This window comes from Pseudomonas marginalis (assembly GCF_024169655.1).
Lineage (GTDB): Bacteria > Pseudomonadota > Gammaproteobacteria > Pseudomonadales > Pseudomonadaceae > Aquipseudomonas > Aquipseudomonas paraveronii.
Window position 1 is genome coordinate 1,280,476 of sequence record NZ_JALJWV010000001.1, and the last position, 19,259, is coordinate 1,299,734.

Below are 19,259 nucleotides of genomic sequence, written 5' to 3' on the forward strand. Positions count from 1 at the left end.
GTCGGCTTTCAAAAGTTCGCCAACGAGTGCTGCCCGCCATGGAAATCAACCCGATCCTTAACACCATCAAGGACCTGTCCGAGCGCTCCGAAACTATTCGGGGGTATCTTTGACTACGATCAAAAGCATGAGCGTCTGACCGAAGTCAATCGCGAGCTTGAAGATCCGAGTGTCTGGAACAACCCTGAATACGCCCAGGAACTGGGCCGCGAGCGCGCTGCGCTGGCGCAGATCGTCGACACCCTGGACGAGTTGAACACCGGTCTGGCCGATTGCCGCGACCTGCTGGACATGGCTGTCGAAGAAAACGACGAAGGTGCAGTGGGCGATGTCGTCGCCGAGCTGGCCCGTCTCGAGGAAAACCTCGCCAAGCTTGAATTCCGCCGCATGTTCAGCCACGAAATGGACCCGAACAACGCCTACCTGGACATCCAGGCCGGTTCCGGCGGCACCGAAGCACAGGACTGGGCCAACATCCTGCTGCGCATGTACCTGCGCTGGGCCGACAAACGCGGTTTCGACGCAACCATCATGGAACTGTCGGCCGGTGAAGTCGCCGGCATCAAAGGCGCGACCGTGCACATCAAGGGTGAATACGCCTTCGGTTGGCTGCGTACCGAGATCGGCGTGCATCGTCTGGTGCGCAAGAGCCCGTTCGACTCCGGCAACCGTCGCCACACCTCGTTCAGCGCGGTGTTTGTCTCGCCAGAGATCGACGACAAGGTCGAAATCGAGATCAACCCGTCCGACCTGCGGATCGACACCTATCGCTCCTCCGGTGCCGGTGGTCAGCACGTAAACACCACCGACTCGGCTGTACGTATTACCCACGTGCCGACCAACACCGTGGTCTGTTGCCAGAACGAGCGTTCCCAGCACGCGAACAAGGACACCGCCATGAAAATGCTGCGGGCCAGGTTGTACGAGCAGGAAATGCAGAAACGCAACGCCGCTTCCCAGGCGTTGGAAGACACCAAGTCGGATATCGGCTGGGGTCACCAGATCCGTTCTTATGTTCTGGATGCGTCGCGGATCAAGGATCTGCGCACTAACATCGAACGCAGCGACTGCGACAAGGTGCTCGACGGCGATATCGACGAATACCTGGAAGCCAGCCTCAAATCGGGGCTGTAAACCGCCAGCCCGACCTCAAGTCCCCCGTCAGTGGCGGGGGCAACGAACCTGTGATGGAAAATTTAAAGACATGAGCGACCAACAACTCGACCCGCAAGCCCTGCAACAGGAAGAAAACTCCCTGATCGCCCTGCGCAAGGAAAAGCTTGCTGCCGAGCGCGCCAAGGGCAATGCCTTCCCCAACGACTTCCGCCGCGATGCCTACTGCGAAGACTTGCAGAAGCAGTACGCGGACAAGACCAAGGAAGAGCTGGCAGAGGCTGCGATCCCGGTCAAGGTGGCAGGTCGCATCATGCTCAACCGTGGCTCGTTCATGGTGATCCAGGACATGTCCGGGCGCATCCAGGTCTATGTCAACCGCAAGACCCTGCCGGAAGAAACCCTGGCCGCCGTGAAAACCTGGGACCTGGGCGACATCATCGCCGCCGAAGGCACCCTGGCCCGTTCCGGCAAAGGCGACCTGTACGTTGAAATGACCCGCGTGCGCCTGCTGACCAAATCCCTGCGCCCGCTGCCGGACAAGCACCACGGCCTGTCCGACACCGAGCAGCGCTATCGCCAGCGCTACGTTGACCTGATCGTCAACGAAGACGTGCGCCACACCTTCCGCGTGCGTTCGCAAGTGATTGCCCACACCCGCGCCTTCCTGATGAAGCGTGACTTCCTGGAAGTGGAAACGCCGATGCTGCAGACCATCCCCGGTGGTGCCGCAGCCAAGCCGTTCGAAACCCACCACAACGCGCTGGACATGGGCATGTACCTGCGTATCGCGCCTGAGTTGTACCTCAAGCGCCTGGTGGTCGGCGGCTTTGAAAAAGTGTTCGAGATCAACCGCAACTTCCGTAACGAAGGCGTCTCGACCCGGCACAACCCCGAGTTCACCATGTTGGAGTTCTACCAGGCCTACGCCGACTATGAAGACAACATGGATCTGACCGAAGAACTGTTCCGCGAACTCGCGCAGCTTGTTCTGGGGACTACCGACGTGCCGTATGGCGACAAGGTGTTCCACTTCGGCGAGCCGTTCGTGCGTCTGTCGGTATTCGACTCGATCCTCAAGTACAACCCTGAGCTGACCGCCGACGACCTGACCGACATCGACAAGGCCCGTGCCATCGCCAAGAAAGCCGGCGCCAAGGTGCTGGGCTTCGAAGGCCTGGGCAAGCTGCAGGTGATGATTTTCGAAGAACTGGTGGAGCACAAGCTGGAACAGCCGCACTTCATTACCCAGTACCCGTTCGAAGTGTCGCCGCTGGCCCGTCGCAACGATGACAACCCGAACGTCACCGACCGTTTCGAACTGTTCATCGGCGGCCGTGAAATCGCCAACGCCTACTCCGAGCTGAACGACGCGGAAGACCAGGCTGAGCGCTTCATGGCCCAGGTGGCCGACAAAGACGCTGGCGACGACGAAGCCATGCACTACGACGCCGACTTCGTGCGCGCCCTGGAATACGGCATGCCGCCGACTGCGGGTGAAGGTATCGGCATCGACCGCCTGGTGATGTTGTTGACCAACTCGCCGTCGATTCGCGACGTGATCTTGTTCCCGCATATGCGGCCACAAGCGTAAGCGAAGCGAAATCCGAAGCCGCCTTTTATAAGGCGGCTTTTTTATGTGGCGTAAATAAGCGTCAAGCAAACAGCGCCAGGTTTTGATCTTTTCAAGGATGTGTGTCGTGAACCGCGTAATCGCTCAAGAAGGCGCCGCCGGCATTGCCGCTGCCGTGGTTGAAAGCGTCCAGTACCAGGGCCGTAAGGCCAGTCGCCGGGGTAGCGAGCAACGCCGGCAGGACATTCTCGATGCCGCCATGCGCATCGTGGTGCGTGACGGCGTGCGGGCCGTGCGCCACCGCGCAGTGGCGGCGGAGGCTGGGGTGCCCTTGTCGGCGACCACCTATTACTTCAAGGACATCGATGACCTGCTCACCGATACCTTCGCCCAATACGTCGAGCGCAGCGCCGCGTTCATGGGCAAGCTGTGGGTGCGTAACGAAGGCTTGCTGCGCGAGATGGTCGCGTATGGCGATGGCAGCCCGGAGTCACGCTCGCAACTGGCCGATGACATTGCGCGGCTGACCGCCGATTACGTGCAGCGCCAATTGAGCAATCGTCGCGAGTACCTGATGGCCGAACAGGCCTTTCGCCAGGAAGCCTTGCTCAACCCGCGCCTGGCCGAGTTGGTGCGCTCCCACCAGCAGATCCTGCTGCAGGGCACCGGGCAGTTTTTCCAGGTATTGGGCTCGCGCGAGCCGCAACAGGATGCCAAAGTGTTGACGGCGATTATCGGTCGGATGGAATATCAGGGCCTGCTGGACGGCGCTGAGCCGCTGAGCGCTGACGAAATGCTTGAGATCCTCAAGCGTTACATGCATTTGGTGTTGGCCTCGGTCTGACACCGGGAGTGTCCAATGAAAGCCTGGCGTGTCGCGGTCATCGCCTTGTCGTTCCTTTTACTCAGCGGTTGCCTGGTGACCTTCAAGGAGCCGCTGCCGGCCAGTGAGGCGGCGCCTGCTGCGCTGTTGGGCCAATGGACGAGCAAGAATGCCTGGGGCGAGCCGCTCAACCTGCAGATCAGTCGCGCCGGTGAACACCGCTACAAAGCCGTGAGCTACCCTCAGGCCAAGCCCGGCCAGCGTGATGAGTACGTGTTCAGCGTCTCGCGCCATGGCAATCGCTGGTATCTGTCGGCGCCGTTGCCGGGCAAATTCGGCGGGCATTACGTCCTGGCGGGGTTCGAGCTCGACGAAATGCACGAATTGGTGGTCTATAACCTCGACCTTGAGCAAATCCACCAGGCCATCGGGCAGCAGGCGTTGCACGGCAGCACCGTAGACACCGTGGAAGGTGCCGGCGTACTGGTCGACAGCCCCATGAACCAGGTGTTTGCCTACCTGGATGACCCGGCCAATGCCGATGTGTTCGTTGAAGCCGTGCGCTACCGGCGTGCGGATAAATAACGTTTAAAGAGGAAGTACCGGGTGGACGATTACCAGCAGACGATACGCAGCTTGTCCGATCGCATTGTGCTGGCGCAAACACCGATCCGCGTCCTCGACGCGGTGAAATGGGACGATAACATTCGCCAGGGGTTCCTCAAGGCCAAGGGCAAGTCAATGCCCGCGGTGGACCGCGATTACTACCTGAACCGGCCACTGTCGTTCGATTCGAGCGCGGTAAAGCTGGAGTTTCAGAACATCGAGCGCGACATCACCCGCCGCCTCGGCCAGTTCAGTCCCGTGGGCCAGATCATGCGCCGCATGTGCCGGGAGTACCGCATGGTGGTGCGCATGCTCGAAGCACGCGGCACCGAGGATTTCGGCCTGATTTCCCAGGAACTGTACGGCGCCGCCTCCGATGCCTTCCACGCTGGCGATCCGACCCTGGCGGACCTCGGCCTGATGCTGTCCGACTACTTGAACAATATCGACGGTCGTGGCGACCTGAAGGACGAGGCCAAGACCCTCACCGCCAAGGACGCGGTCAGCCTGCTGCAAACCCGCCTGAACAAGGTGTTTGGCGAGGCCGAGGAAACCATCCGCGTGTTCGAGTCCGACGGGATCGTCGCCGACGCGGCGGCGGGTGCCGACTACATCAAGATCCGCGCCGATGCGATGTTCAACGACCGCGACGTGCGTGCCCTCGAAGTGCATGAAGGCCTGGTGCATGTGGGCACCACCCTCAACGGCCAGAACCAGCCGATCTGCACCTTCCTGTCCAAGGGCCCGCCCTCGTCGACCGTGACCCAGGAAGGCCTGGCGATCCTGATGGAAATCATCACCTTTGCCTCCTACCCGAGTCGCTTGCGCAAGCTGACCAACCGCACCCGCGCCATCCACATGGTGGAAGAGGGCGCCGACTTCCTGCAGGTGTTCGACTTCTTCCGTGAACAAGGCTTTGAAATGGCCGAAAGCTACGGCAACGCCAGCCGGGTGTTTCGCGGCTCGGTGCCGAATGGTCTGCCGTTTACCAAGGATTTGTCCTACCTCAAGGGCTTTATCATGGTCTACAACTACATCCAGTTGGCCGTGCGCAAAGGCAAGCTGGAACAAGTGCCGTTGCTGTTCTGCGGCAAGACCACCCTGGAAGACATGCGCACCCTGCGTCAGTTGGTCGACGAAGGCCTGGTGGTGCCGCCCAAGTACCTTCCGGAGCAGTTCCGCGACATGAATGCACTGGCGGCGTGGATGTGCTTCTCCAACTTCCTCAACCATTTGAGCCTGGATCGGATCGAGGCGGATTACTCCAACATCCTGTAAAGGCTGAACTGACCCAAACGGTTCAACAAGGAGGGAGGAGGCAAGCCCCCTCCCACAGTTGGAACTGCACACGCCTGAACATTTCGACTATCAGCGAGGCTTCAACGGATGAGAATCCTCGGCATTCTTTGCCTGCTACTCACACTGAACGGCTGCAGTTCCCTGCTGTTCTACCCGGAGCCCGGCTTGCCGTTCACGCCGCAAAAGGCGCACCTGGAATATCGCGACGTCACGCTCACCACGGCCGACGGCGTCAAGCTGCATGCCTGGTGGTTGCCGGCCAAACCCGGGGTGCCGCTCAAGGGCACGGTGCTGCACCTGCACGGCAACGGTGGCAACCTGGCCTGGCACCTGGGCGGCAGTTGGTGGTTGCCGGAGCAAGGCTATCAGGTCCTGTTGCTGGATTATCGCGGCTATGGGCTGTCGCAAGGCAAGCCCTCGTTACCGGCGATCTATCAGGACGTCGACGCGGCTTTCAGTTGGCTCGACCAGGCGCCTGAGACCCAGGGCCAGCCGTTGATCGTCCTCGGCCAAAGCCTGGGCGGCGCGCTGGCCGTGCATTACCTGGCGGCCCACCCGGAGCGGCAGACCCGGCTCAAGGCCCTGGTGCTGGACGGCGTGCCTGCCAGTTATCGTGACGTAGGACAATTCGCCCTGAGCACCTCCTGGTTAACATGGCCGTTTCAAGTGCCCTTGTCTTGGCTGGTGCCCGACGCCGACAGTGCGATCAATGCCATGCCCCAGTTGACCGGGGTGCCGAAACTGCTGTTCCACAGCCTCGATGACCCCATCGTGCCGCTGTCCAATGGCATCCGCTTGTATCAGGCCGCGCCTGCACCCAGGGTGTTGCAACTGACCCGCGGCGGCCATGTGCAGACCTTTGCCGACAAGACCTGGCAAACTGTGATGCTGCGTTATCTGGATGACCCGCTGCATTTCAACGGCCTGCGCCGCCTGGGCGAAATTCCGAATTACCCTATTCCTAAAGTTGACTCATCAGAGAGCCCGCAATGAGCGAAGAACGCAACATGATCCCGCTGATCCTCACCGGCATCGGCACCATCATCGGCACCGTCGGTTGCCTGTGGTTTTATGGCTACCTGCATTTCGCCAAACCGGACGACGCGTTGCTGCTCAGCGACTTCACCATGCTCAAGACCGTGCCCGGCGAGGACTACAAGATCTCCCTGACCCCGGCGGCGCAAGTGGCGCAATGCGTCGATGGCGTGCTGGTGATGTTCGATACCGAGCAAAAAGGCCTCAGCGGTGTGCTGGTGAACAACAAAAAACAGGCCGTGCGTTGCGTAGGCCAGGAAACCCCGCAGTTGCAGCAGTAGTCAGTTGCGGGCAGCACCGTCCGGCTTGAAATTTCTGGAACCGTTTTGCGTAAGACGCCACTGATTGGCTTGTCAGCGTTGCTGATAACAATCCTTACGAAAAAATCCGGGAGAGCGGAATGGCTATCAGTGCAATCGATAGAGCGATGGGCATGGTCAATGGGCAGAACAGCCTTGATCAGGGCGGCTCGCAAGATGTTGATCAGCAGCAGGGGAAGATGGAACCTGAGCTGATCAAGAAGCTTCTGGAGATGTTGGCAGGTGCTGGTGCCGGCGGTTCTCAGGGGGCTGGCGGTTCTCAAGGTGGTGGTAGTGGCGGTGGTTCTCAGGGCTCTGGCGGTTCCGGCGGACAGCCGGATATGGAGCAACTGAACAAGATGATGAGCGGTCGCCAAGGCATGCAAGCGATGATGCCGGAGAGTGATAACGGTCGTAAGATCGGCGGTTGATAGGCAAAAAAACCCCACCGTTCAGGTGGGGCTCTTGTTTCCAGCGTCAATCAATCAGTAAGCGACGGACGAACGTGGCTTGACTGGCTGGTTGTCGTTGGAAATGGTCACTTCTACGCGGCGGTTCATGGCGCGGCCCGACACGCTGCCGTTATCGGCAACCGGGTATTCCTTGCCATAGCCCTGGGTCACGATGCGCGAAATGTCCACGCCTTGCTGGGCCAGTGCGCGCTGTACGGAGGCCGCACGGCGCTCGGACAGGCTCTGGTTGTACGAATCGGAACCGGTGCTGTCGGTGTAGCCTTCGACGATCACTTTACGGTCCGGATTATCGCGCAGGAACTGCGCCAGCTTGGTGATGTTGACCAGGCCGGTGGACTTCAGGTCGGACTTGTTGGTGGCAAACAGCACGTCACCAAAGGTCACCAGAGTGCCGCGCTCAGTCTGCTTGGCGTTCAGGCTGTCTTGCAGTTGCTTGATCTGCGCATCACGGGCATCGAGCAGGGCGCGGGCGCGCTCGTCACCGGCGTTTTTCAACTTGGCTTCGGATTCGCGCAGCGCGATGGTGTCTTTGGCCACTTCAACGCGCTGGTTGGTCAGGTAAGCCAACTGGTCGACTTTCTTCTGGTCTTCCTTGTCGCGGTAAGCCTTGTCCGCCTTGTCCAGCCATTCGCTGGCGTCCTTGGTTTCCAGGGCCGCTATCTTGGTGGCTTGCGGGTTGGCCTGCAGGGCCGAGAAGTTGGTCCGTGCATTTTCCAGGTTCGCGTTCGGCGGGGTGGAGCAAGCCGCCAGAGCAACGCTCATCGCCAGCAGGGCAGGGATCATCAATTGTTTGCGCATAGTCGTGTCGTCCTTTCAATTCGATATCAGGTGCGATGCAGCCAAGGGGCGGCGCCTTATTTCTGCTGGATAGCGGCCGGGCGCATGCCTTCCTTGCGCAGCTCGTCAACCGCTTTCTGCGAGTCCTTCACCGCCAGTTCGGCCTTGGCGGCCTGGGCTTTACGCTCAGCGACGCGGGCGTCCCACTCGGCTTGCTCGGCCAGGCGACGGGCTTCGTCATAGTTCTTGTCGTGCATGGCGATTTCGGCTTGCTTGAGCTTGTCCTGGGCCGACTTCATTTCCACGGCGGCAAACTCGGTGCCGCCAGCGCTGACGGCGCTGTTGACCGCAGACTGGGTCACGGCGTATTGCTCGGTCGGTGGGTTGCCGGCGCAGCCCGCCAGGACGAAGCTGGTGCCGATTGCCAGCGCGGCCAGTTTGAGCCCGCGCAGGTGGTTAAACGTAGATTTGGCAGTGCTGGTCTTCATCGTTTTCAACTCCATTGGATAACGCCTCAAAACATCAAAGTCCATCTCACTGGTCAGCGGCTGCGGGCCCGGCGGTAAAGCGCGAAACGCCTATTCAAACGGCCGTTCCAAGTGATGGCTTACTGGCTGTGACCTGAGGCTTTTTTCAAAAGTTCAGAGAAGATGGCGATTTGCCAAAAAAAAGACCTGACTGAACGGTCAGCGCTTTTTGGCTTGAACTTTTGCCGCGCGCAGAGGTACTCCGGGCCCTTGTGAGGCCCGGAAATATGTGGGATGCAGAGTGTTTAAGGGCTGCTGGTCAGTGCTTCGGTTCGTCGGCACTGGCCGACATGTCGTGCAGATAGCGGCGCGACAACGTCAGAAAACGCGGCGTGGGGCCAACGTCTTCATACAGCGGATCGCCCTCTTCGTCGGTGGCAATCACATGCTGGCCCTTGATATACGGAAAGCTGGCTTCCAGCTCTTCAAGGGCGGCACCGATCAACTCGCCGAGCAACTCTTCTGGGTGGCGCTTGGGGTACATCTCCGTAATGGCCGCCAGCCGCGCGGCGGATTCCACGTCCAGATGGATCGCGTACTCCGTCTTGGTCAGGTGACCCTTGGCGTTTTCTTCCCAATGCTGGGCCAGTTCTCGAATTTTCATGGCAACCTCAATAAAACCCACGATAACGGGCGGTGATGAGTGACCAGCCGCCTGTGTGGATAAACACGGCGGCTCAATATTGAGACTAGCTGCAAGCCACAAGGTTTAAAGTCGTTTGTGGTTGGCCTTGTCAGACAGTGACGCGGGCGGCACTCTGGAAGGCCTGCGCGCCCCGGATTTCTGCCTGGAGATTGGCTGATGAGTGATATTGATGCACGTTTGCGTGAGGATGTTCACCTGCTGGGTGAACTGTTGGGCAATACCATTCGAGAGCAGTACGGCGATGATTTTCTCGACAAGATCGAGCAAATCCGCAAAGGCGCCAAGGCTGACCGCCGTGGCGCGGCGGCCGAGCAGGCGGCGGGCGAGGAACTCAGCGCCAGTCTGAACCAGTTGCAGGAAAACGAACTGCTGCCCGTCGCCCGGGCCTTCAACCAGTTCCTCAACCTGGCCAACATCGCCGAGCAATATCAGTTGATTCATCGGCGCGATGAGTCGCAACCGGCGCCCTTCGAATCGCGTGTGTTGCCGGAGTTGTTGGCGCGCCTGCAACGCGAAGGCCACAGCAATGAATCCCTGGCCCGTCAGTTGGGGCGCCTGGAGATCGAGCTGGTCCTCACCGCCCACCCCACCGAAGTGGCCCGTCGCACCCTGATCCAGAAATACGATGCGATTGCCGCGCAGTTGGCACTGAAGGATCACCGTGACCTCACCACGGCCGAGCGCGAGCAGATCCGCGAGCGCCTGCAACGGCTGATCGCCGAAGCCTGGCACACCGAAGAAATCCGCCGTACCCGGCCTACGCCCGTGGACGAAGCCAAATGGGGCTTCGCGGTGATCGAGCACTCGTTATGGCAGGCGATTCCGAATTACTTGCGCAAAGCCGACCATGCGCTGCACGCCGCCACCGGCCTGCACCTGCCTTTGGAGGCGGCGCCGATTCGCTTCGCCTCGTGGATGGGCGGCGACCGTGACGGCAACCCGAATGTCACCGCGCCGGTCACCCGCGAAGTCTTGCTGCTGGCGCGCTGGATGGCGGCCGATCTGTACCTGCGCGATATCGATCACCTGGCCTCGGAGCTGTCGATGCAGCAGGCCAGCCCGGCGTTGCAAGCCAAGGTCGGCGATAGCGTCGAGCCATATCGCGTGCTGCTCAAGCAACTGCGTGATCGCCTGCGTGCGACCCGCCAATGGGCCCACGCGTCGTTGAGCGCGGGCATCCCGGCGCCGGCGGATGTGTTGCAAAGCAACCGCGACCTGCTGGACCCGCTGGAGCTGTGCTACCAGTCGCTGCATGAGTGCGGCATGGGCGTGATCGCTGATGGCCCGTTACTCGATTGCCTGCGCCGTGCGGTCACCTTTGGCCTGTTCCTGGTGCGGCTGGATGTGCGCCAGGACTCCAGCCGGCACACGGCGGCGATGACCGAAATCACCGATTATCTCGGTCTGGGTCGTTACGAAGACTGGAACGAAGAGATGCGCATCAGCTTCCTGATGAAGGAACTGGCCAATCGTCGACCGCTGCTGCCGGGCTATTTCAAACCGTCGGCCGATACCGCTGAAGTGTTGAACACCTGTAGGGAAATCGCCGCCGCACCGGCCGCGTCCCTGGGGTCGTATGTCATCTCGATGGCCGGCGCCGCGTCGGATGTGTTGGCGGTGCAACTGCTGCTCAAAGAGTCGGGCGTGCAACGGCCGATGCGTGTGGTGCCGCTGTTCGAAACCCTGGCCGACCTCGACAACGCTGGCCCTGTGATCGAAAAACTGTTGCTGCTGCCGGGTTACCGCGCGCGGCTGCAAGGCCCGCAGGAAGTGATGATCGGCTACTCGGACTCGGCCAAGGACGCTGGCACCACCGCCGCTGCCTGGGCGCAGTACCGGGCGCAGGAACGCCTGGTGGATATCTGCCGCGAGCAACAGGTGGAACTGCTGTTGTTCCATGGTCGCGGCGGTACCGTCGGGCGAGGCGGCGGCCCGGCCCACGCGGCGATTCTGTCGCAGCCGCCGGGCTCGGTGGCGGGGCGGTTCCGCACCACCGAACAAGGCGAAATGATCCGCTTCAAATTCGGCCTGCCGGACATCGCCGAGCAGAACCTCAATCTGTACCTGGCGGCGGTATTGGAAGCGACGCTGTTGCCACCGCCGCCACCGGAGCCGGCCTGGCGCCATTTGATGGATGAATTGGCAGCAGACGGTGTCAGCGCCTACCGCGCCGTGGTGCGGGAAAATCCGCAATTCGTCGAGTATTTCCGCCAGTCCACCCCGGAGCAGGAGTTGGGGCGCCTACCCTTGGGCAGTCGCCCGGCCAAACGCCGTGCCGGTGGTATTGAAAGCCTGCGGGCGATCCCGTGGATCTTCGGTTGGACCCAGACCCGCCTGATGCTGCCCGCCTGGCTCGGCTGGGAAGCGGCGCTGAGCAAGGCGCTGGAGCGCGGGGAGGGTGAGTTGCTGGGGCAGATGCGCGAGCAATGGCCGTTCTTCCGCACCCGCATCGATATGCTCGAGATGGTGCTGGCCAAGGCCGATGCCGATATCGCGCGGCTCTATGACGAGCGTTTGGTGCAGCCGGAGCTGTTGCCGTTGGGTGCGCATTTACGCGACCTATTGTCGCAGGCTTGCCAGGTGGTGCTTGGCCTGACCGGCCAGTCGCAACTGCTTGCCCACAGCCCGGATACCCTGGAGTTCATCCGTCTGCGTAACACCTACCTCGACCCCTTGCACTTGTTGCAGGCCGAATTGCTGGCGCGTTCGCGTCGCCAGGAAGCGGCGCAAGACAGCCCTCTGGAACAGGCGCTGCTGGTGTCCGTGGCTGGTATCGCCGCCGGTTTGCGCAACACCGGCTGAGGTTTTTTGCGTGTTCTCAACGGCTTGCGGATAACCCACGACGGCCGCCCTGAAAAGGGCGGTCGGCGTTTAGGGGGTCGGGTTGCACCCAGGCACACCTCTCCTATGACGCATGTGCGGTGCGGGTTTTTCCTACTTTTGGCGGCTTGTGTGGTTTGGGCCTGCTGTGTATCTTGATCAGCCTTTGGCCGTTTGGGCGGCCTGGGCCCATATTTTTACGAGATTGGCCCCACGCGGCGAATCCGAGCGTCATCTCTATAAAAAATTGAGGAGCACATCGATGCGCGTCATTCTGCTGGGAGCTCCCGGGGCCGGTAAAGGTACTCAGGCAAAGTTCATCACTGAAAAATTTGGCATTCCACAAATCTCCACCGGTGACATGCTGCGCGCTGCGGTAAAAGCAGGCACCGAGCTGGGCATTAAAGCCAAAAGCATCATGGATGCTGGCGGCCTGGTTTCCGATGACCTGATCATCGCGCTGGTCCAGGACCGTATCGCACAACCTGATTGCGCCAATGGCTTCCTGTTCGACGGCTTCCCACGCACCATTCCCCAGGCGGAAGCCCTGGTGACGGCGGGTGTCGAGTTGGATGCAGTGGTCGAAATCGCGGTTGAAGATGAAGAGATCGTCCAGCGTATCGCCGGTCGTCGCGTTCACGAGGCCTCGGGTCGCGTGTACCACACCATCTACAACCCGCCGAAAGTCGAAGGCAAGGACGATGTCACCGGCGAAGACCTGGTGCAGCGTAAAGACGACACTGAAGAAACCGTGCGTCATCGCCTGTCGGTCTACCATTCCCAGACCAAACCGCTGGTGGACTTCTACCAGAAGCTGTCGGCTGCCCAAGGCAAGCCGAAATACAGCCACATCCCTGGCGTCGGCTCGGTGGAAGCGATCACCGGCAAGGTGCTGCAAGCGCTGAGCTGATCGAATGATCGGCTTTACGCACAACGGCCCGCTTGCGGGCCGTTGTTGTTTATACTGGCGCACTTTTTTCGACTTGGACACCGACACCGATGAGCACCCTGCTGGCCCTGGACACTGCGACTGAAGCTTGCTCGGTTGCCTTGCTGCACGATGGCAAGGTAACGAGCCACTACGAGGTGATCCCGCGCCTGCACGCGCAGAAGCTGTTGCCGATGATCAAGCAACTGCTGGAGGACGCCGGCACAAGCCTGTCCGCCGTGGACGCCATCGCCTTCGGCCGTGGCCCGGGCGCCTTTACCGGTGTGCGCATCGCCATCGGCGTGGTCCAGGGCTTGGCCTTTGCGTTGCAGCGCCCGGTGTTGCCGGTGTCCAACCTCGCCGTGCTGGCGCAGCGGGCGTTGCGCGAACACGGTACACGGCAAGTGGCGGCGGCGATCGATGCACGGATGGATGAAGTCTATTGGGGCTGCTACCGCGAAACCGACGGCGAGATGCGCCTGGCAGGCGCTGAGGCCGTGCTGCCGCCCGAAGCGGCAGTGTTGCCGAGCGATGCCAGCGGTGACTGGTTCGGAGCCGGCACGGGTTGGGGCTATGGCGAACGCATCGGCGTGTCGCTGGTTGGCCAGGACGCTGCAATGTTGCCGCATGCCGAAGACTTGCTGACCCTGGCGCGCTTTGCGTTCGAGCGCGGCGAGGCGATTGCTGCCGACCTCGCAGCGCCGGTGTACCTGCGCGATAAAGTCGCGCAGACCAAGGCCGAGCGCGGGATTATTTGACGTCAAAAGTGCGGGCATTTTTGGCAAAAACGCGTCAATCGTCAGAATTTGCCCCGGTGTTTAAACCTTTTTCCATTTATGTGTTCTAGTTATCACCAGAGCATTTGCGCGTTATGGATTGCGCCACTAAAATGCCATCACCGATACCGAGTTCGCATCGATGCGTATAGACGGATTTTCCTCACAGTCCTACCCCCTCAAGCGTAAGCCGCGTAAGGCAAACGTCACGGTAGACGAATCCGTCGAGGATTCGCCGGACTTCATCGAGGTCCAGTCCGAAGCGTCGTCCAGCCCCCAAGGCGCCGCAAACGCACGTATCGGCGGTCTTCCCGCCCGTCAGCAAGACATGCTCTTCCCGCGCTCCATGAGCAAAAGCGTCGCCACCGCCCTGGCCAGCTACCTGACCACCGCCGGCTTTGTCGAATGGGATATGGAAGTGCTGGGTCTCGACATCCACATCTGATGCGCCTGCCTTATTTCATCGGTTGCCCGTCTTGGAGTGAAAACGCCTGGCGCGAGTACCTGTACCCCGTCGATGCCCGCTCCAGCGATTACCTCGCGTTGTACTCGCAGGTCTTCAATGCGGTTGAAGGCAATACCACGTTTTATGCGCGCCCGTCGGCTGCCACCGTGCAGCGCTGGGCTGAGATCATGCCCGAGGATTTTCGCTTCACCGCCAAATTCCCCGGGGATATCAGCCACGGCGGCGACCTGCGTGAGCAGTTGCCGGCGGCGCAGAGTTTCGTCGGGTTGATGAGCGCGCTGGGTGAACGCGTTTCACCGCTGTGGCTGCAACTGTCGGCGAGTTTTTCGCCGCAGCGCCTCGGCGAACTGGCCGGGTTTATCGACAGGCTGGAACGCCCCTTGGCCGTGGAAGTGCGTCACCCGGAGTTCTTCGCCAAGGGGGATGCCGAGCGGATGCTCAACCGCCTGCTGCGCGACCGTGGCGTCGAGCGGATCTGCCTTGATCCTCGCGCCCTGTTCAGTTGCACGTCGACCTCGGCGGCCGTGCTGCATGCCCAAGCGAAAAAGCCCAAAGTTCCACCGCGCCCGGCGGCGTTGACCCTGTTTCCCCAAGTGCGGTTTATCGGCCATCCCGAGCTTGAGGCCAACGACCCGTTCCTGATCCCGTGGGTGGAAAAGATCGCCGGCTGGATCGAAGAAGGGCGCACGCCCTACGTGTTCCTGCATACCTCGGATAACCGCCTTGCCGCGCAACTGGCGCTGCGTTTCCACGATAAGCTGATGGCACGTTTGCCCGGCTTACCTGCGTTGCCGACCTTGTACCGTGAACCCGCAGCCGAGCAACTGGGGTTACTCTAAGGCTCCTTTTCCCGCCAGGAGTCAGTCATGGATGCCCAAACCCTTCGCGCCGAAACCTTCAAGGCCCTGCATGAGCGCGATCATGCGTTCGTGATGCCCAACCCGTGGGACGCCGGCTCAGCGATCATGCTCGCCAGCCTCGGCTTTGAAGCCCTGGCCACCACCAGCGCCGGCTACGCGTTCAGCCTGGGGCGCCCGGATGCCGAAGGGGCGTTGTCCCTGGAAGACACCTTGGTCAATGCCGCAATGATCGCCAAGGCCACGGCGTTGCCAGTGGCCGCCGACCTGGAGAACGGCTTCAGCGACAGCCCCGACGGTTGTGCGCAGACCATTTTGCGCGCCGCTGCCTGCGGTATCGTCGGCGGCTCCATCGAAGATGCCACGGGTATCGCCGTCGACCCGATCTATTCCTTTGAGCGCTCCGTCGAGCGTGTGGAAGCCGCCGTCGCTGCGGCGCGCAGCCTGCCATTCCGGTTCATGCTGACGGCCCGCGCAGAAAACCTCCTGCATGGTCGCCTGGATTTGCCTGACACTATTCGCCGCCTGCAGGCCTACGCCGAAGCCGGTGCAGACGTGCTCTATGCGCCGGGGCTGCGCAGTGCCGAGGAGGTGCTGGCGGTGGTCAAGGCCGTGGCGCCCAAGCCGGTGAATGTGCTGATGTCCGGCGGCCTGAAACTCAGTGTGGCGCAGTTGAGCGCGATGGGCGTCAAGCGTATCAGCGTGGGCTCGGCCATGGCGCTGGCGGCGTATGGCGAGTTCTACCGGGCGGCGCGGGATGTGTATGAATCCGGCACCTTTACCTTCACCGAGCGCTCGATGCCCTACAGTCAGGCCAGTCAATTCTTCAAGGATTAAGCGGCGCGGGGTCTCAAGGCTGTTGAGGCTTACGCGGCCAGGCGCAGGTTGTTGACGATCAGCGGGCGGGCCCAGTGGTAGTCGAAGTCCAGGGCCTTTTGTTGGGCGGCCAGCTCCTCTTGCGGGAACGGCGTGGCGGCCGGTGGCAGCAGGTCCAGCTCGAATTCGGCGATTGGCAAGTGCAGTGGCCGCGGTTCCGGCGCTGGGCCGGGTTCCGGCAGCGGTTGGCCGGCGCTCAGCACGATCGGGCGCACCCAGCCGCTTTCAAAATTCTGCTGGCGCTGCTGGGCGATGATCTCTTCTTGCGGGAACGGCGTGGCGGGCGGCGGCAACAACTCGGTTTCGAATTCGGCAATCGGCAGGAACAGCGGTTCAGGCGGGGCGATCTCGGTGTCTTTCACGTCGCACTCACGCTGGGTGAGGATCTGCGACAGCAGGTCGGCACCGGCGCTGGGCTCCACCGCTGGGTCCAGCGGCGCTGGCGCCTTGGCCGCGAGCGCATCCGGCGTTTCACCGAGCTGCTCGGCCAACGCGCGGGCGAAGAAGTCCTGCCACACATGACTGACGCCGGCCAGCGCTTGAGTATTGCGCAGGCCGTAGTGGTTGTGGGTCGGCAGTACACCGATGGTTAGCGGAAGAATGTCTGACATTTTTCTCGGTCGACGCTCAGCTCTGGCAAAATACCTGATCCTTGTTTCTATCGGCCGTTATTGGCCGATCCTTAATATTTTTGAGCGTAGCGATTCATGAGCGAACAACCAGCGGCCAGCCGCATCCAGGTCGAGGCCTTGGCCGACGGCTTCCAGGCCCGTGCCGAACAGTGGGCTGCGCTGCTTGGCTTGCCGTTACAGCTGGCGGATGCGGAATTTTCCCTGCAAGTCGGGGAACAAGGCCTGCAGTTGCAACAGCTCGGACCCGACGCGCCGGGGCCGGTGCGCGTGGATTTTGTCGAAGGCGGCGCGGCGCACCGGCGTTTGTACGGTGGCGGCAGCGGGCAGATGATCGCCAAGGCCGTCGGCATCGCCCAAGGCGTGCGCCCACGGGTGCTGGACGCCACGGCCGGGCTGGGCAAGGACGCGTTCGTGCTGGCCAGCCTGGGCTGCGAGATGAGCCTGATCGAACGTCAGCCGCTGATCGGCGCGTTGCTTGAGGACGGCCTGGCGCGCGCTGCCGATGATTTTGAGGTGGCACCGATCGTGGCGCGGATGACGCTGCTCAAGGGCAATTCCATCGAGGTGATGCGCAACTGGCAAGGCGAGCCGCCCCAGGTGATCTACCTCGATCCGATGTTCCCACACCGTGAGAAAACCGCCCTGGTGAAGAAGGAAATGCGCCTGTTCCGGCCATTGGTCGGCGACGATGCGGACGCGCCGGCCCTGCTGGCGGCGGCGCTGGCCCTGGCCAGCCATCGCGTGGTGGTCAAGCGCCCGCGCAAGGCGCCGTGTATCGAAGGGCCCAAGCCGAGCCATGCGCTGGATGGTAAGTCCAGCCGCTACGACATCTACCCGAAAAAAGCACTCAAGTCCTAAGCCATACGCTACAAGCGGTCACCCGTTGCCGCTTGCAGCGGGTTCTCTGCGATAGGCCCGCATAAACAATCCCACCACATCCTGCACATGGGCTTCGGCCGCGTCCTCGCTCAACTGCCCGCCACAGCCATACAACAAGCAGAAGTTCGCGGTGCCCTTGAGCAGGCAGAAGAAGTGTTCGGCTGCGGTAAAGGGCTTGTCGATGCTCAGCGCGCCGCTCTGGTCGATGCGCCCAAGTAGACGCTCCATGCCTTGCAACATGCGCATCGGCCCGGCTTCGAAGAAGACCTGTGAGAGTTTTACGTCCTGATTGCCGGTGGTCATCATCAGGCGGTGCAGGCTCAACGATTCCTTGCTGTTGATCAGGCGATGGAAGCGTCGCCCGATATTCAGCAACACCGTCTCCACAGGCACGCCCTCGGGCAGCTCGAAGTACATCACCGGCAACTGTTCTTCGCACTTGGCCACCACGGCTGCGGTGAACAAGGTCTCTTTGTCGGTGAAGTGGCTGTAGACGGTCAGTTTCGATACGCCGGCCTCAAGGGCCACGGCATCCATGCTGGTATTTGCGTAACCGTTGTTCAAAAACAGGATTTTCGCTGCTTCGAGGATTGCCTGGCGTTTTGCCATGTCCTTGGGACGCCCAGGGCTGTTGGTGTTGACAGGATTGTAGGACATTTCCACCTTTAATACTGGACTGGTGAGTTTGGTATTAATAACATACTGTCCAGTATAATTATTCCAAGCTCCATTTGCGAAAGGTCCTTCAGCATGCGCAGCATTCTCTTGCCCCTTGCGTTGCCTGCCAGTCTGGTCGTTCTACTCGCCGCCTGCGGCCACGAAGAATCGGCCCAGACCACCCTCCGCCCGGCCATGGTGGTGCAACCACAGCCTTCGGCGCAGGCGATGGACAGCTATCCGGGCGAGGTGCGCGCCCGCTATGAGCCGGACCTGGCCTTTCGCATCGGCGGCAAGGTCAGCCAGCGGCTGGTGGAAGAGGGCGCGCGGGTCAAGGCCAATCAACCGTTGGCGGAACTCGACCCGCAGGATGTGCGCCTGCAACTGGAAGCCACTCGCGCCCAGGTGACCGCCGCCGAGGCCAACCTGAGGCTGGTACGTGCCGAGCGTGACCGCTACAAGACCCTGATGGACCGTCAGATGGTCAGCCGTTCCCAGTACGACAATGCTGAAAATCTCTACCGATCGGGTGAAGCACGCCTCAAGCAGATCAAGGCCGAGTTCGATGTGTCCAGTAACCAGGCCGGTTATGCCGTACTCCGTGCCCCGCAGGATGGTGTCGTCGCCAAACGCGCGGTGGAAGTCGGCCAGGTGGTGTCCGCCGGCCAGACCGTGTTCACCCTGGCCACCGATGGCGAGCGTGAAGTGCTGATCAGCCTGCCCGAGCAAGGCTTCGGCCGGTTCAAGGTCGGTCAGCCGGTGTCGGTCGAATTGTGGAGCCAGCCGGACCAGCGGTTCGCCGGACGTATTCGTGAACTGTCGCCCGCCGCCGATCCGAAATCGCGCACTTTCGCCGCTCGCATTGCCTTCAGCGGTGGCAAGGTTCCGGCAGAACTGGGCCAGAGCGCCCGCGTTTTCATACAGGCCGATGGCGTTATTCCGCTGTCGGTGCCGCTGTCCGCCCTGAGCTCGGAGAACGGCGCGTCCTACGTCTGGCGTGTGCAACCGGATAACACCCTTGTGCGTACCCCGGTGCGTATCGGCGCCTTTGGCGAAAAAACCGTACCCGTGCTCGAAGGCTTGAGCCCCACCGATTGGGTGATTGCCGCCGGTGTCCATGTGCTCCATGAGGGCCAACAAGTGCGCCCGGTGGATCGTTCCAACCGGGTGGTGAATCTGGCGGTCAAGGAGTAGTCC

General features: G+C 61.5%; 21 protein-coding genes. 16 read left to right on the forward strand and 5 right to left on the reverse strand.

Annotated elements, in window-relative coordinates; genetic code table 11:
- Nucleotides 1-38: 38 nt before the first annotated feature.
- The 8 genes from prfB (at nucleotide 39) to J2Y83_RS05690 (ending at nucleotide 7,179) form a co-directional block, all read left to right on the forward strand.
- A protein-coding gene (gene prfB / locus J2Y83_RS05655; RefSeq protein WP_247402803.1) for a peptide chain release factor 2 occupies nucleotides 39-1,134 on the forward strand; the annotation gives its coding sequence in 2 pieces (ribosomal slippage) (nucleotides 39-110 and nucleotides 112-1,134; 1,095 coding nt in all).
- 70 nt (nucleotides 1,135-1,204) lie between these two features.
- Nucleotides 1,205-2,707, forward strand: coding sequence for a lysine--tRNA ligase (gene lysS, locus J2Y83_RS05660; RefSeq protein WP_253393694.1), 1,503 nt, complete (start codon nucleotides 1,205-1,207; stop codon nucleotides 2,705-2,707).
- Nucleotides 2,708-2,813: 106 nt separating this feature from the next.
- A complete protein-coding gene (locus J2Y83_RS05665; protein ID WP_253393696.1) occupies nucleotides 2,814-3,530 on the forward strand; it encodes a TetR/AcrR family transcriptional regulator in 717 nt (238 codons plus the stop codon).
- Nucleotides 3,531-3,545: 15 nt separating this feature from the next.
- A complete protein-coding gene (locus J2Y83_RS05670) occupies nucleotides 3,546-4,094 on the forward strand; it encodes a hypothetical protein (protein ID WP_253393698.1) in 549 nt (182 codons plus the stop codon).
- 21 nt (nucleotides 4,095-4,115) lie between these two features.
- Complete coding sequence (locus J2Y83_RS05675; protein ID WP_253393700.1) at nucleotides 4,116-5,393, forward strand: flavohemoglobin expression-modulating QEGLA motif protein; 1,278 nt, start codon at nucleotides 4,116-4,118, stop codon at nucleotides 5,391-5,393.
- A gap of 108 nt (nucleotides 5,394-5,501) precedes the next feature.
- Nucleotides 5,502-6,407, forward strand: a complete 906-nt coding sequence (locus J2Y83_RS05680) for an alpha/beta hydrolase (protein ID WP_253393702.1) — start codon at nucleotides 5,502-5,504, stop codon at nucleotides 6,405-6,407.
- The gene (locus J2Y83_RS05685; protein WP_247402792.1) at nucleotides 6,404-6,730 is read left to right on the forward strand and encodes a hypothetical protein; all 327 of its coding nucleotides are present in this window, start codon (nucleotides 6,404-6,406) and stop codon (nucleotides 6,728-6,730) included. The genes J2Y83_RS05680 and J2Y83_RS05685 overlap by 4 nt, the downstream gene beginning before the upstream one ends.
- 119 nt (nucleotides 6,731-6,849) lie before the next feature.
- Nucleotides 6,850-7,179 carry a hypothetical protein gene (locus J2Y83_RS05690; protein ID WP_253393704.1) on the forward strand — a complete coding sequence of 110 codons (330 nt, stop codon included), beginning with the start codon at nucleotides 6,850-6,852 and terminating at the stop codon, nucleotides 7,177-7,179.
- A gap of 54 nt (nucleotides 7,180-7,233) precedes the next feature.
- Here J2Y83_RS05690 and J2Y83_RS05695 read toward each other — a convergent pair whose 3' ends face one another.
- The 3 genes from J2Y83_RS05695 to J2Y83_RS05705 form a co-directional block, all read right to left on the reverse strand.
- Nucleotides 7,234-8,019 (reverse strand): OmpA family protein, encoded by a 786-nt coding sequence (locus J2Y83_RS05695; protein ID WP_253393706.1) that lies wholly within the window; start codon nucleotides 8,017-8,019, stop codon nucleotides 7,234-7,236.
- Nucleotides 8,020-8,075: 56 nt separating this feature from the next.
- Nucleotides 8,076-8,501 (reverse strand): DUF4398 domain-containing protein, encoded by a 426-nt coding sequence (locus J2Y83_RS05700; RefSeq protein ID WP_247402785.1) that lies wholly within the window; start codon nucleotides 8,499-8,501, stop codon nucleotides 8,076-8,078.
- Nucleotides 8,502-8,784: 283 nt separating this feature from the next.
- Nucleotides 8,785-9,129, reverse strand: coding sequence for a pilin assembly protein (locus J2Y83_RS05705; protein ID WP_253393708.1), 345 nt, complete (start codon nucleotides 9,127-9,129; stop codon nucleotides 8,785-8,787).
- A gap of 198 nt (nucleotides 9,130-9,327) precedes the next feature.
- Between J2Y83_RS05705 and ppc the strand changes: the two genes are divergently transcribed.
- The 6 genes from ppc (at nucleotide 9,328) to J2Y83_RS05735 (ending at nucleotide 15,855) form a co-directional block, all read left to right on the forward strand.
- On the forward strand, nucleotides 9,328-11,973 hold the full coding sequence (ppc, locus tag J2Y83_RS05710; protein ID WP_253393710.1) for a phosphoenolpyruvate carboxylase: 2,646 nt from the start codon (nucleotides 9,328-9,330) through the stop codon (nucleotides 11,971-11,973).
- Nucleotides 11,974-12,253: 280 nt separating this feature from the next.
- Entirely contained in the window at nucleotides 12,254-12,901 is a 648-nt protein-coding gene (gene adk / locus J2Y83_RS05715; RefSeq protein WP_017844708.1) for an adenylate kinase, read from the forward strand.
- Between the two features lie 89 nt (nucleotides 12,902-12,990).
- Complete coding sequence (tsaB, locus tag J2Y83_RS05720; RefSeq protein ID WP_253393713.1) at nucleotides 12,991-13,677, forward strand: tRNA (adenosine(37)-N6)-threonylcarbamoyltransferase complex dimerization subunit type 1 TsaB; 687 nt, start codon at nucleotides 12,991-12,993, stop codon at nucleotides 13,675-13,677.
- Between the two features lie 160 nt (nucleotides 13,678-13,837).
- Nucleotides 13,838-14,140, forward strand: coding sequence for a hypothetical protein (locus J2Y83_RS05725; protein WP_247407821.1), 303 nt, complete (start codon nucleotides 13,838-13,840; stop codon nucleotides 14,138-14,140).
- Nucleotides 14,140-15,000, forward strand: coding sequence for a DUF72 domain-containing protein (locus tag J2Y83_RS05730; RefSeq protein WP_253393715.1), 861 nt, complete (start codon nucleotides 14,140-14,142; stop codon nucleotides 14,998-15,000). The genes J2Y83_RS05725 and J2Y83_RS05730 overlap by 1 nt, the downstream gene beginning before the upstream one ends.
- Nucleotides 15,001-15,027: 27 nt before the next feature.
- On the forward strand, nucleotides 15,028-15,855 hold the full coding sequence (locus J2Y83_RS05735; protein WP_253393716.1) for an isocitrate lyase/PEP mutase family protein: 828 nt from the start codon (nucleotides 15,028-15,030) through the stop codon (nucleotides 15,853-15,855).
- A 29-nt stretch (nucleotides 15,856-15,884) separates the two neighbouring features.
- Here the strand turns inward: J2Y83_RS05735 and J2Y83_RS05740 are convergent, their stop codons facing one another.
- On the reverse strand, nucleotides 15,885-16,505 hold the full coding sequence (locus J2Y83_RS05740; RefSeq protein ID WP_253393718.1) for an energy transducer TonB: 621 nt from the start codon (nucleotides 16,503-16,505) through the stop codon (nucleotides 15,885-15,887).
- Nucleotides 16,506-16,601: 96 nt separating this feature from the next.
- Here J2Y83_RS05740 and J2Y83_RS05745 point away from each other — a divergent pair, with 96 nt between their 5' ends.
- A complete protein-coding gene (locus J2Y83_RS05745; RefSeq protein WP_253393720.1) occupies nucleotides 16,602-17,384 on the forward strand; it encodes a class I SAM-dependent methyltransferase in 783 nt (260 codons plus the stop codon).
- 18 nt (nucleotides 17,385-17,402) lie between these two features.
- Here J2Y83_RS05745 and J2Y83_RS05750 read toward each other — a convergent pair whose 3' ends face one another.
- The gene (locus J2Y83_RS05750; RefSeq protein WP_253393722.1) at nucleotides 17,403-18,062 is read right to left on the reverse strand and encodes a TetR/AcrR family transcriptional regulator; all 660 of its coding nucleotides are present in this window, start codon (nucleotides 18,060-18,062) and stop codon (nucleotides 17,403-17,405) included.
- A 93-nt stretch (nucleotides 18,063-18,155) separates the two neighbouring features.
- Here J2Y83_RS05750 and J2Y83_RS05755 point away from each other — a divergent pair, with 93 nt between their 5' ends.
- The gene (locus J2Y83_RS05755) at nucleotides 18,156-19,256 is read left to right on the forward strand and encodes an efflux RND transporter periplasmic adaptor subunit (protein ID WP_253393724.1); all 1,101 of its coding nucleotides are present in this window, start codon (nucleotides 18,156-18,158) and stop codon (nucleotides 19,254-19,256) included.
- The last annotated feature ends 3 nt before the right edge of the window (nucleotides 19,257-19,259 follow it).